Annotated in this window: 13 protein-coding genes; 9 read left to right on the top strand and 4 right to left on the bottom strand. The window is 60.4% G+C overall.

All coding sequences use genetic code 11. From position 1 onward, the window contains the following. The first annotated feature begins 147 nt into the window (after positions 1-147). The 3 genes from hisG to hisC all read left to right on the top strand — a co-directional run bounded on the left by hisG (position 148) and on the right by hisC (position 3,293). Entirely contained in the window at positions 148-783 is a 636-nt protein-coding gene (gene hisG / locus WBB95_RS19925; protein ID WP_003188599.1) for an ATP phosphoribosyltransferase, read from the top strand. A gap of 128 nt (positions 784-911) precedes the next feature. Beyond that, entirely contained in the window at positions 912-2,237 is a 1,326-nt protein-coding gene (gene hisD / locus WBB95_RS19920; RefSeq protein WP_424489141.1) for a histidinol dehydrogenase, read from the top strand. A 3-nt stretch (positions 2,238-2,240) separates the two neighbouring features. Beyond that, positions 2,241-3,293, top strand: coding sequence for a histidinol-phosphate transaminase (gene hisC, locus WBB95_RS19915; protein WP_424489140.1), 1,053 nt, complete (start codon positions 2,241-2,243; stop codon positions 3,291-3,293). A 64-nt stretch (positions 3,294-3,357) separates the two neighbouring features. Here hisC and WBB95_RS19910 read toward each other — a convergent pair whose 3' ends face one another. Then, entirely contained in the window at positions 3,358-4,632 is a 1,275-nt protein-coding gene (locus WBB95_RS19910) for a uracil-xanthine permease family protein (protein ID WP_424489139.1), read from the bottom strand. 2 nt (positions 4,633-4,634) lie between these two features. After that, positions 4,635-5,273, bottom strand: a complete 639-nt coding sequence (gene upp, locus WBB95_RS19905; RefSeq protein WP_424489138.1) for a uracil phosphoribosyltransferase — start codon at positions 5,271-5,273, stop codon at positions 4,635-4,637. A gap of 163 nt (positions 5,274-5,436) precedes the next feature. On the opposite strand from upp, the gene WBB95_RS19900 reads away from it, so the two are divergent. The 4 genes from WBB95_RS19900 to WBB95_RS19885 all read left to right on the top strand — a co-directional run bounded on the left by WBB95_RS19900 (position 5,437) and on the right by WBB95_RS19885 (position 7,484). Next, complete coding sequence (locus WBB95_RS19900; protein ID WP_424489137.1) at positions 5,437-5,994, top strand: hypoxanthine-guanine phosphoribosyltransferase; 558 nt, start codon at positions 5,437-5,439, stop codon at positions 5,992-5,994. A 3-nt stretch (positions 5,995-5,997) separates the two neighbouring features. Next, positions 5,998-6,465 carry a WbuC family cupin fold metalloprotein gene (locus WBB95_RS19895; RefSeq protein ID WP_424489136.1) on the top strand — a complete coding sequence of 156 codons (468 nt, stop codon included), beginning with the start codon at positions 5,998-6,000 and terminating at the stop codon, positions 6,463-6,465. 35 nt (positions 6,466-6,500) lie between these two features. Next, positions 6,501-6,986, top strand: coding sequence for a hypothetical protein (locus WBB95_RS19890; RefSeq protein WP_424489135.1), 486 nt, complete (start codon positions 6,501-6,503; stop codon positions 6,984-6,986). A 210-nt stretch (positions 6,987-7,196) separates the two neighbouring features. Then, complete coding sequence (locus tag WBB95_RS19885) at positions 7,197-7,484, top strand: PA4642 family protein (RefSeq protein WP_424489134.1); 288 nt, start codon at positions 7,197-7,199, stop codon at positions 7,482-7,484. A 103-nt stretch (positions 7,485-7,587) separates the two neighbouring features. On the opposite strand, the gene mqo is transcribed toward WBB95_RS19885, so the two are convergent. Further along, positions 7,588-9,096 (bottom strand): malate dehydrogenase (quinone), encoded by a 1,509-nt coding sequence (gene mqo / locus WBB95_RS19880; RefSeq protein ID WP_424489133.1) that lies wholly within the window; start codon positions 9,094-9,096, stop codon positions 7,588-7,590. A 402-nt stretch (positions 9,097-9,498) separates the two neighbouring features. Here mqo and WBB95_RS19875 point away from each other — a divergent pair, with 402 nt between their 5' ends. Next, a complete protein-coding gene (locus WBB95_RS19875) occupies positions 9,499-9,819 on the top strand; it encodes a hypothetical protein (protein WP_424489132.1) in 321 nt (106 codons plus the stop codon). A gap of 8 nt (positions 9,820-9,827) precedes the next feature. Here the strand turns inward: WBB95_RS19875 and WBB95_RS19870 are convergent, their stop codons facing one another. Further along, positions 9,828-10,061 carry a hypothetical protein gene (locus tag WBB95_RS19870; RefSeq protein WP_424489131.1) on the bottom strand — a complete coding sequence of 78 codons (234 nt, stop codon included), beginning with the start codon at positions 10,059-10,061 and terminating at the stop codon, positions 9,828-9,830. Between the two features lie 182 nt (positions 10,062-10,243). Here WBB95_RS19870 and WBB95_RS19865 point away from each other — a divergent pair, with 182 nt between their 5' ends. Then, positions 10,244-10,828: a YajG family lipoprotein gene (locus tag WBB95_RS19865; protein ID WP_016974267.1), complete on the top strand. Its 585-nt coding sequence runs from the start codon at positions 10,244-10,246 to the stop codon at positions 10,826-10,828. The last annotated feature ends 19 nt before the right edge of the window (positions 10,829-10,847 follow it).

Genomic DNA, 10,847 nt, shown 5'->3' with positions numbered 1-10,847 from the left:
GGGCAAGCCCGCTCACCACAGGAAAGTGTTTGCTGTTAACTGAGCGGTAGTGGATTTGTTTCAAATCGAGGCTGTCATGGCCTCGATCTGTGTCTGGCGCCGTTTGCGACCGGACAGCAATAGCCTGATGAAGGACTGACGTTTCCCATGTTGACCATCGCACTGTCCAAGGGCCGCATCCTTGACGACACTTTGCCGCTTCTGGCTGAAGCGGGCATCGTGCCGACCGAGAATCCGGACAAAAGCCGCAAGCTGATCATCCCTACGACCCAGGACGACGTTCGCCTGTTGATCGTGCGGGCTACCGACGTGCCGACTTACGTTGAACATGGCGCGGCCGACCTCGGCGTCGCCGGTAAAGACGTGCTGATGGAATACGGCGGCCAGGGCCTCTACGAGCCGTTGGACCTGCGTATCGCGCTGTGCAAGCTGATGACTGCCGGCCGTGTCGGTGACGTCGAACCCAAAGGCCGCCTGCGCGTGGCCACCAAGTTCGTCAACGTTGCCAAGCGCTATTACGCCGAGCAAGGCCGTCAGGTTGACATCATCAAGCTCTACGGCTCGATGGAGTTGGCTCCGCTGATCGGCCTGGCCGACAAGATCATCGACGTCGTCGACACCGGCAACACTTTGCGTGCCAACGGTCTCGAACCCCAGGATTTCATTGCCGACATCAGCTCCCGCCTGATCGTCAACAAAGCCTCGATGAAGATGCAACACGCCCGTATCCAGGCGTTGATCGACACCCTGCGCAAAGCAGTGGAGTCTCGACACCGCGGTTGACTCACCCGCGCGGCCCCAAGCCGCGCCCGTCTATCCGCCTCATAGCCAGAATTCTCAGGTGCCCAAGCGGATCGACTGCTAACTTTCGGCGCCTGAGCATTTTTTGCCAATCCTATGAGGCCCTCGCTATGACCACGTCCACTGCAATTGCCCGACTCAACGCTGCCGACCCGGATTTCGCCCATCATCTGGATCATCTGCTGAGCTGGGAAAGTGTGTCCGACGACTCGGTCAACCAGCGGGTGCTCGACATCATCAAGAACGTGCGCGAGCGCGGTGACGCGGCACTGGTGGATTACACCCGCCAGTTCGACGGCCTGGACGTGGCGTCCATGTCCGACCTGATTCTGCCTCGCGAGCGCCTGGAGCTGGCGCTCACGCGCATCACCGCCCCGCAGCGCGAAGCCCTGGAAGTGGCGGCGGCGCGCGTACGCAGCTATCACGAAAAGCAGAAGCAAGACTCCTGGAGCTACACCGAGGCCGACGGCACGGTGTTGGGCCAGAAGGTCACGCCGCTGGACCGTGCCGGCCTGTACGTGCCAGGCGGTAAAGCCTCGTATCCGTCGTCGGTGCTGATGAACGCGATCCCGGCCAAAGTAGCGGGCGTGACCGAGGTGGTCATGGTCGTGCCGACCCCGCGTGGTGAACTCAACGAGCTGGTACTGGCGGCGGCGTGCATTGCCGGTGTCGACCGCGTGTTCACCATCGGTGGCGCCCAGGCCGTTGCCGCATTGGCCTACGGTACCGAAAGCGTGCCGAAGGTCGACAAGGTGGTAGGCCCCGGCAACATTTACGTCGCCACCGCCAAGCGCCATGTATTCGGCCAGGTCGGCATCGACATGATCGCCGGCCCTTCGGAAATCCTTGTGGTGTGTGACGGCCAGACCGATCCGGACTGGATCGCCATGGACCTGTTCTCCCAGGCCGAGCACGACGAGGACGCCCAGGCGATCCTGGTCAGCCCCGACGCTGAATTCCTCGACAAGGTTGCCGCCAGCATCGACAAACTGCTGCCGACCATGGACCGCGCCGAAATTATCGAGAAGTCGATCAATGGCCGTGGCGCGCTGATCCTGGTGCGTGACATGGAACAGGCGATCGAAGTGGCCAACCGCATTGCGCCGGAGCACTTGGAGCTGTCCGTAGCCGACCCACAGGCCTGGCTGCCGTCGATTCGCCACGCCGGTGCGATCTTCATGGGCCGCCACACCAGCGAAGCGCTGGGCGATTACTGCGCGGGCCCGAACCACGTGCTGCCGACCTCCGGCACCGCGCGCTTCTCGTCGCCGCTGGGGGTGTATGACTTCCAGAAACGTTCGTCGATCATCTTCTGCTCGCCGCAGGGCGCTTCCGAATTGGGCAAGACCGCTTCGGTACTGGCCCGTGGTGAATCCTTGAGCGCTCATGCCCGCAGCGCCGAATACCGCATTCTTGACGACAAGAAGGGGAACTGAGACATGAGTAAATTCTGGAGCCCCTTCGTCAAGGACCTCGTGCCTTATGTGCCCGGCGAGCAACCCAAGCTGACCAAGCTGGTCAAGCTCAACACCAATGAAAACCCGTATGGCCCTTCGCCCAAGGCGCTGGCCGCCATGCAGGCCGAGCTGAACGAAAACCTGCGCCTGTACCCGGACCCCAACAGCGACCTGCTCAAGCAGGCGGTGGCCAAGTATTACGGAATCGACGCCGGCAAGGTCTTTCTCGGCAACGGTTCCGATGAAGTCCTGGCGCACATCTTCCACGGTTTGTTCCAGCACGACTTGCCGCTGCTGTTCCCGGACATCAGCTACAGCTTCTACCCGGTTTACTGCGGCCTCTATGGCATCAAGTCCGACCCGGTGCCGCTGGACGAGCAGTTCCAGATCCGCGTGGCGGACTACGCCAAGCCCAACGGCGGGATCATCTTCCCCAACCCGAACGCGCCGACCGGCTGCGTGCTGGCGCTGGACGCGGTGGAGCAGATCCTCAAGGCCAGCCCGGATTCGGTGGTGGTGGTGGATGAGGCCTATATCGACTTCGGTGGCGAGACCGCCATCAGTCTGGTAGACCGCTACCCGAACCTGTTGGTGACCCAGACCCTGTCCAAGTCGCGCTCACTGGCCGGTTTGCGTGTAGGCCTGGCCGTGGGACACCCCGACCTGATCGAGGCGCTTGAGCGGGTCAAGAACAGCTTCAACTCCTACCCGCTGGATCGCCTGGCGATTGTCGGCGCGGCGGCGGCGTTTGAAGACCGTGAGTACTTTGAGAAGACGTGCCAATTAGTGATCGACAGCCGCAACAAGGTGGTCGCACAGCTGGAAGGGAAAGGCTTTGAGGTGTTGCCATCGGCGGCGAACTTCATCTTTGCCCGTCACCCGAAACATGACGCCGCGGGCCTCGCGGCAAAGCTGCGTGAGCAAGGCGTGATCGTGCGGCATTTCAAGCAGGCGCGGATTGCCCAGTTCCTGCGGATCAGCATTGGTACGCCTGAGCAGAACCAGGCGCTGATTGATGGGTTGGGTGAGCTCTAGCATCCGCTGAAATCAAATGTGGGAGCAGGCAAGCCAGCTCCCACACTGATTTGCGCTGAAGCAGTTAGATCAACGGCTCATCCGGCTTCTTGTTCTTCCAGCCATCATTGCCCGGCAGCAGCAGGTTCAAACCAATCGCTACCACCGCACACAGGGCGATGCCCTTCAGGCCGAAATCATCCGGGCCAGTGCCGGTACCCACCAGCACGCCGCCAATCCCGAACACCAGGGTCACCGACACAATCACCAGATTGCGCGCCTCGCCAAGGTCGATCTTGTGGCGAATCAGCGTGTTCATGCCCACCGCCGCAATCGAACCGAACAGCAGGCACAGAATCCCGCCCATCACCGGAATCGGAATGCTCTGCAGCAGTGCGCCGAACTTGCCGATAAACGCCAGGCTGATGGCAAACACCGCCGCCCAGGTCATGATTTTCGGGTTGTAGTTCTTGGTCAGCATCACCGCGCCGGTCACTTCCGCGTAGGTCGTGTTGGGCGGGCCGCCGAACAGGCCCGCAGCGGTAGTAGCGATACCGTCACCCAGCAGCGTGCGGTGCAGGCCAGGCTTCTTCAGGTAGTCGCGGCCCGTCACGCTGCCCACTGCAATCACACCACCGATGTGTTCGATCGCCGGGGCCAGGGCCACTGGGACGATGAACAGAATCGCCTGCCAGTTGAATTCCGGCGCGGTGAAGTGGGGCAAGGCGAACCAGGGTGCGGCAGCAATCTTTGCCGTGTCGACCACGCCAAAGTAGAACGCCATGGCGAAACCCACCAGTACGCCCGAGATGATCGGCACCAGGCGGAAAATGCCTTTGCCGAACACCGCCACGATCAGCGTGGTCAGCAATGCGGGCATCGAGATCAGCATCGCCGTCTGGTAATGGATCAACTCGGCGCCGTCGCCGGACTTGCCCATCGCCATGTTGGCGGCAATCGGTGCCATGGCCAGGCCAATGGAAATGATCACCGGGCCGATCACCACCGGCGGCAGCAACCGGTCGATGAAACCGGTGCCCTTGATCTTCACCGCAAGGCCCAGGAAGGTATAAACGAAACCGGCAGCCATCACCCCGCCCATGGTCGCCGCGAGGCCGAACTGGCCCTTGGCGAGAATGATCGGGGTGATAAACGCAAAGCTTGATGCCAGGAATACCGGCACCTGCCGCCCTGTCACCACCTGGAACAGCAACGTGCCCAGGCCAGCGGTGAACAGTGCGACGTTTGGATCAAGACCTGTGATCAGCGGCATCAACACCAGCGCGCCAAATGCTACGAAGAGCATTTGTGCGCCAGACAGGATCTGGCGCCAAAGCGGGTCGTTGAATTCATCCTGCATGCTTACGCGTCCTTCTGCTTGGTACCGAAGATCTTGTCACCGGCATCGCCCAGGCCCGGGATGATGTAGCCGTGTTCGTTCAGGCGCTCATCGATGGAGGCGGTGTAGATCACCACGTCCGGGTGGGCTTTCTCAACGGCGGCAATGCCTTCGGGTGCGGCGACCAGCACCATGGCGCGGATATCCCGGCAACCGGCCTTTTTCAGCAGGTCGATGGTGGCAACCATGGAGCTGCCGGTGGCGAGCATCGGGTCGATGATCATGGCCAGGCGCTCGTTGATTTCCGGGACGAGTTTTTCCAGGTAGGTGTGGGCCTGCAAGGTTTCTTCATTGCGGGCTACGCCCACGGCGCTGACCTTGGCGCCCGGGATCAGGCTCAGCACGCCTTCGAGCATGCCGATACCGGCGCGCAGGATCGGCACCACGGTAATTTTCTTACCGGCGATTTTCTCGACCTGGACGGGACCGGCCCAACCCGGGATCTCGTAGGTCTCCAGGGGCAGATCTTTAGTGGCTTCGTAAGTGAGCAACGCTCCGACTTCCTGAGCAAGCTCACGGAAGTTCTTCGTGCTGATGTCGGCGCGGCGCATAAGGCCGAGTTTGTGTCGGATCAGCGGGTGGCGGATCTCGCGAGTGGGCATGGGAAAGGCTCCGGCGGCGGGCAAAAAAACCGGCCTAGATTAATCTATCCGAGGGTGTTGTCCTATAGACATCTAGTACGTTAGTCCATTAAGGCTTGCCCGGAGCGCACGAGAAGCGTACCTTCGCCCGCTTTTCTTGCCACAGCACCCCTTGGAGAGCGCCATGTCCGCTGATCTTGAGCATATCCGTCAAATCATGCGTGAGGCTGACTGCCTGTACACCGAAGCGCAAGTCGAAGCCGCTATCGCCGAGGTCGGCGCGCACATCACCCGTGAAATGGCCGACACCAACCCGGTGGTTTTCTGCGTGATGAACGGTGGCCTGATCTTCGCCGGCAAATTGCTGACACACCTGCACTTCCCACTGGAAGCGTCCTACCTGCACGCCACCCGTTATCGCAACGAAACCACCGGCGGCGACCTGTTCTGGAAAGCCAAGCCGGAAGTGTCGTTCATCGACCGCGATGTGCTGATCATCGACGACATCCTCGATGAGGGCCACACCCTGGGTGCGATCATCGACTTCTGCAAACACGCCGGCGCACGTAAAGTGCACACCGCCGTGCTGATCGACAAAGACCACGACCGCAAAGCCCGTCCAGACCTGAAAGCCGATTACGTAGGCCTGCCGTGCATCGATCGCTATATCTTCGGTTATGGCATGGACTACAAAGGCTACTGGCGTAACGCCAATGGCATCTACGCTGTTAAAGGGATGTAATCGATGACCCGCTTTCTTGATCAGACACTGTTCGCCGAATTGGCCGAGAAAGCCGCCGCCAGCCCCCGTGGCCGGCACCACCACAACTTCCATCAGATGGAAGAGCCTTGCCATCGCCTGGCCGTGGGCCTGCAGCCCAACACCTACGTGCCGCCGCATCGGCACCTGAGCGCGGACAAGGCGGAAACCCTGTTAGTGCTCAAGGGCAGCCTGGGCTTGTTGGTGTTCAGCGAAACCGGTGAAGTGATGGCGAAGCGCGTGATGCAGGCGGGCGGCGACTGTCAGGGCGTTGATCTGCCGCCGGGGGTGTTTCATGGCCTGGTGGTGCTTGAGCCCGGCACGGTGATGTTCGAATGCAAGGCCGGGCCTTATCGGCCGGTGGGCGAGGGTGAATTAGCTGATTGGGCACCCCGGGAAGGCGATGCCGAGGTAGCCGAATACCAACGCTGGATGCTTGCCCAGTTCGATTGAGCTACAGTGCTCGGCCATCTCGCCTGGAGTGGCCCATGAGCCTGTTGATCCGCACCTGCGCGGCCTTGGCGCTGGCTTTCAGCCTGCCGCTGGCCGCGGCACCGTCACCAATGCACAGCCAGTTCCTGCCGCCGGACGACCTGACCCTGCGTGCCGAAACGCCTGACCAGCAGCAACTGCTGCAAGTCACCGAGTACGCGGTGGTGGTGGGTAACCAGCGTCAGTCCAGCCAGCAGCCGATCCCGGTGACTTCCCCGTTGATCATCCGCCTCAAGGGCAAGCCACTGAACAAGGGCGCGACCATCGCCCAGGTGGTGCTCAACTTCGATGCCGAAAGCAAAAGCCTGAAAAAGCCCGTCTTCGACGACGCCAGTAAAACCCTGACTTTGTCGTATCCGGTGGCGCAATACCGCGTGATCGTCGACCTGCTGCGCAATGAGACGGTGTATGTGCAGTTCTTGAGCTACGCCAACGGCCACATCTGGGCGGACCTGCACACCGGCGCAGTGCGCGCGAAGTAGTGTGGCCATCACACTATTGCCAATGTGAATGCAGTCCCTGTGGGAGCTGGCTTGCCTGCGATGGCGGTAGGTCAGTTGGCCCATCTGCAACTGATGCCCCGCTACCGCTGGCAAGCCAGCTCCCCCCATTGAATCTGCACCGCTTTCGAAGCCGCTGCACCGCAGGTAAACTGCTTTTCCCGTGTAAATGTTCGCAGGCTGGAGTCGGTAATGCGTAAAGATAAGAAACAGGTGATTGGTGACGAGATCGGCGACGATCAAATCAAGTTGTTCCTGGACTTCGAGCCGGTCGACGCGACTTCACCGTCCTTGCACAAACTGATCAAGGCCTATCGTGGCCTGCGTATCGATGACTTCGAGCGGTTCCTGGGTTTTTTCAAGGAAGCCGGGCTGGACCTGGACGGCAAGGACGAGCACGGCTTGACTTTCATCGAACTGATCAAGGACCAGCGCAATGCCCCTGAATACATTGAGCTGATCGAGCAAGCGCGCGGCTGATCAGCCGGCGCAACTAAAAACGCCCCGTTCTCATCACGAGACCGGGGCGTTCGTTCCCACGCTCTGCGTGGGAATGCATCCTGTGACGCTCCGCGTCACGACCTCAAGCGTAGCTTTCAGCCTCGTTGCTTTGCGCAACCAGTTCCAGGCTGATGTTGTTCGCCGTGTTGATCTTGCGGTACAGCTCGGCATCCGTCTCCAGGACCTTTTCCCGCGCCGGGAAGATCTCGTGCAGTTTGGTGGCCCATTCACCGGCGGTTTTTTCCGGGAAGCAGCGTTCGATCAGTTCCAGCATGATCGACACCGTCACCGAAGCACCTGGTGAAGCGCCCAGCAGCGCCGCCAGCGAGCCATCTTTGGCCGCCACCAGCTCGGTGCCGAATTGCAGCACGCCGCCTTTCTTCGGGTCTTTTTTGATGATCTGCACCCGTTGGCCGGCGACTTCCAGGCGCCAGTCTTCGGCTTTCGCCTCAGGGTAGAAGCGGCGCAGGGACTCCAGGCGCTGTTCCATGGACTGGCGCACTTCGCTGACCAGGTACTTGGTCAGGTCCATGTTGTCGCGTGCCACGGCCAGCATCGGGCCGATGTTGCCGGCGCGAATCGACAGCGGCAGGTCGAGGAACGAACCGTGCTTGAGGAACTTGGTGGTGAAGCCGGCGTATGGCCCGAACAACAGGGACTTCTTGCCGTCGACCACGCGTGTGTCCAGGTGCGGCACGGACATCGGTGGCGAACCCACGGCAGCCTGGCTGTAGACCTTGGCCTGATGGTGCTTGACCACGTCCGGGTTGTCGCAACGCAGCCACTGGCCGCTGACCGGGAAACCGCCAAAGCCTTTGCTTTCTTCGATACCCGAGGCCTGCAGCAGCGGCAGGGCCGCGCCACCGGCGCCGAGGAACACGAACTTGGCGTCCACGTCACGGCTGTTGCCGCTGTTGACGTCCTTGATGCTCACGGTCCAGCCCGCACCGTTGCGCTTGAGGCCGGTGACACGCTTGCTGTACTTGACCTGCGCATCGGGTGCGCTGGTCAGGTGGCCGAGCAGTTGATTGGTCAAGGCGCCAAAGTTGACGTCGGTGCCGTTCATGACACGGGTGGCCGCGATTTTTTCGTCGAGCGGGCGGCCCGGCATCATCAGCGGCATCCACTCAGCCATTTCGGTGCGGTCTTCGGTGTAGTGCATGTCCGAGAACGCGTGGTGCTGGCTGAGGGTTTCAAAGCGCTTCTTGAGGAACGACACGCCTTTTTCACCCTGCACGAAGCTCAGGTGCGGCACCGGGCTGATAAAGGATTTGGACGAGCCAAAGGTGCCTTTTTTGGTCAGGTACGCCCAGAACTGCTTCGACACCTCGAACTGAGTGTTGATGTGCACGGCTTTTTTGATGTCGATGGAGCCGTCACCCGCCTGCGGGGTGTAGTTCAGCTCACACAGCCCGGCGTGGCCGGTACCGGCGTTGTTCCACGGGTTGGAACTTTCCGCGGCACCCGAGTCCATCAGCTCAACGACTTCCAGCTTGAGGCCGGGGTCGAGCTCTTTGAGCAGTACGGCCAGGGTGGCACTCATGATGCCGGCCCCTACCAGAACTACGTCGACTGCTTCGTTATGCGCCATTTAACGCGTCTCCAAAATCTGCAGCACCAAATTGACGGCATGGCTGCCAGGAGTGACGGGGCGGTTCACGTGTTGCCCCAGGTTACCCATGGCCAGGATCGCCATGTCCGATTCTTCGCAATTTTTTTGCAACTTCAGCGCACGCTTCCTGCCGGGCTAATCTGCCTATGAACGCATTCATGGGCGCCTGTGGCAATTCGACTTATGGTCAAAGCGTGCAATTCGTGCAACCAAATCCGTAGCGGACAGGCTTCAAGCTCCGGTTTTTGAGGAGTACTCGTTCCTGTGTGGTTGGGCTGTTCCAGACGCTGATGGTGCTTGTACAAACGCCAAACTATTCATTTGCTCGCCACACTCTTGTGAAGTTGTGAAAACCCGTTTTTTTCACGCTCTTTTGAAGACGTGAACCTCAAAAAAGGGCTGCCCAGCCTGGCACCTGGCCCGCAAACCTCTGCCGACACGCGGCAAAACGGGCAAACAACTCAAGTGGCCGAGCGCAATGGCAGCTCTGGCAGATTCGGTAAAGAGGGAGGGTTTGCAAAGAAAACAGCAAGCGCGCCAGCTTCACTCGATCTGTGTGGGCGGCTCTCTGTGGGCGATTTTGGGGTTAATACCGAGGCATTAACGATGCTGCGAGGCCCGATCAGGAGACGTCCTTATAATCGGGGGGAGATTGTAGCGAAGAACGCCGAGGAAATGGGCGTGTTTTATGACTTTTATTAGTACTTCAGTCAGGAGGCCAACGCATGTCGCGGTTGCGCGTGTGTGACGTTCGGGCTGACACGGGCACTGGCGGGCAGTGGGCGGTGCATCCAGCCTAAATGGGCTTCTGCGACTTCCACCCAGCCTTCACCGACGGGCGGCAGGCTGCATTGCTTGAACGCCAGGCAATGGCCCTGAAGATCGAGCAGTGCATAGTGGCGAAGGCGGGCGTTTGGCATGAACAGCGATTTGAGAAGGCGCATGGCTTTGTACCGGTTACGTTACATGCTCGAAGGTTGCCAGTGTGCCATGACATTGGAATGACGGATTTATGTGAAATTGTAATTTCGCCGGGGCTTCAGCTGCCGTTCAGGATGGCTGGTGAGTGGCGCGCCTGCACCGTTATACTGGCCGCCTGTTTGCATCTAGTCCTGGAGAAATGAGTATGTTGCAACGCCTGTTGTTCGGTTTGATCACTGTGACCAGTTTGACCCTGGTTGGCTGCGCCAACAGCCCGCAACAACTCAGCCCGCAACCAAAAGTTACCGCGCAGTTGGCCCCTGTAGGTCACGGCCAGCCGGTGTCGGTACGTGTGGTGGATGGTCGTCCATCGCCAACCCTGGGCTCGCGCGGCGGCCTGTACCCTGAAACCGCGCTCATTTCGGTAACCGGTCAGGACGTGCTGCCCAAGCTGCAAGCCCAGGCCGAAGCCGCCGTGCGCCTGCTGGGCTTCACCCCGGCCAACTCGCCGGGCGCTCCTCAGTTGACCATCACCTTGGCCGAGCTGAAGTACCAGTCGCCTAAAGAAGGCCTGTATGTGACTGAAGCGTCCATCGGCGCGACGTTCAAGTCCGACGTCAGTGCAGGCACTCGCCGCTACAGTGGCCGCTATGGCGCGTCCCTGAACCAGCGTTTCGGCATGTCGCCGAACGAAGAAACCAACACCAAGCTGGTCAGCGATGTGCTCAGTGATGCACTGACCCGCCTGTTCAAAGACCCAAGCATCGGCCAACTGCTCAGTTCGCAGTAACCGTCAGCCAAAAAAGCCG

The sequence above is a fragment of the Pseudomonas sp. genome (genome assembly GCF_049645325.1).
In the GTDB taxonomy this organism is placed as follows: domain Bacteria; phylum Pseudomonadota; class Gammaproteobacteria; order Pseudomonadales; family Pseudomonadaceae; genus Aquipseudomonas.
Note: the sequence above shows the minus strand (reverse complement) of the source record. Positions and strands in the feature narration are given on the sequence as shown.

Bases quoted from the DNA above. Each gene is read 5' to 3' on its own strand.
- hisG (WP_003188599.1), top strand. From the start codon at position 148: ATGTTGACCATCGCACTGTCCAAGGGCCGCATCCTTGACGACACTTTG.
- hisD (WP_424489141.1), top strand. From the start codon at position 912: ATGACCACGTCCACTGCAATTGCCCGACTCAACGCTGCCGACCCGGAT.
- hisC (WP_424489140.1), top strand. From the start codon at position 2,241: ATGAGTAAATTCTGGAGCCCCTTCGTCAAGGACCTCGTGCCTTATGTG.
- WBB95_RS19910 (WP_424489139.1), bottom strand. From the start codon at position 4,632: ATGCAGGATGAATTCAACGACCCGCTTTGGCGCCAGATCCTGTCTGGC.
- upp (WP_424489138.1), bottom strand. From the start codon at position 5,273: ATGCCCACTCGCGAGATCCGCCACCCGCTGATCCGACACAAACTCGGC.
- WBB95_RS19900 (WP_424489137.1), top strand. From the start codon at position 5,437: ATGTCCGCTGATCTTGAGCATATCCGTCAAATCATGCGTGAGGCTGAC.
- WBB95_RS19895 (WP_424489136.1), top strand. From the start codon at position 5,998: ATGACCCGCTTTCTTGATCAGACACTGTTCGCCGAATTGGCCGAGAAA.
- WBB95_RS19890 (WP_424489135.1), top strand. From the start codon at position 6,501: ATGAGCCTGTTGATCCGCACCTGCGCGGCCTTGGCGCTGGCTTTCAGC.
- WBB95_RS19885 (WP_424489134.1), top strand. From the start codon at position 7,197: ATGCGTAAAGATAAGAAACAGGTGATTGGTGACGAGATCGGCGACGAT.
- mqo (WP_424489133.1), bottom strand. From the start codon at position 9,096: ATGGCGCATAACGAAGCAGTCGACGTAGTTCTGGTAGGGGCCGGCATC.
- WBB95_RS19870 (WP_424489131.1), bottom strand. From the start codon at position 10,061: ATGCGCCTTCTCAAATCGCTGTTCATGCCAAACGCCCGCCTTCGCCAC.
- WBB95_RS19865 (WP_016974267.1), top strand. From the start codon at position 10,244: ATGTTGCAACGCCTGTTGTTCGGTTTGATCACTGTGACCAGTTTGACC.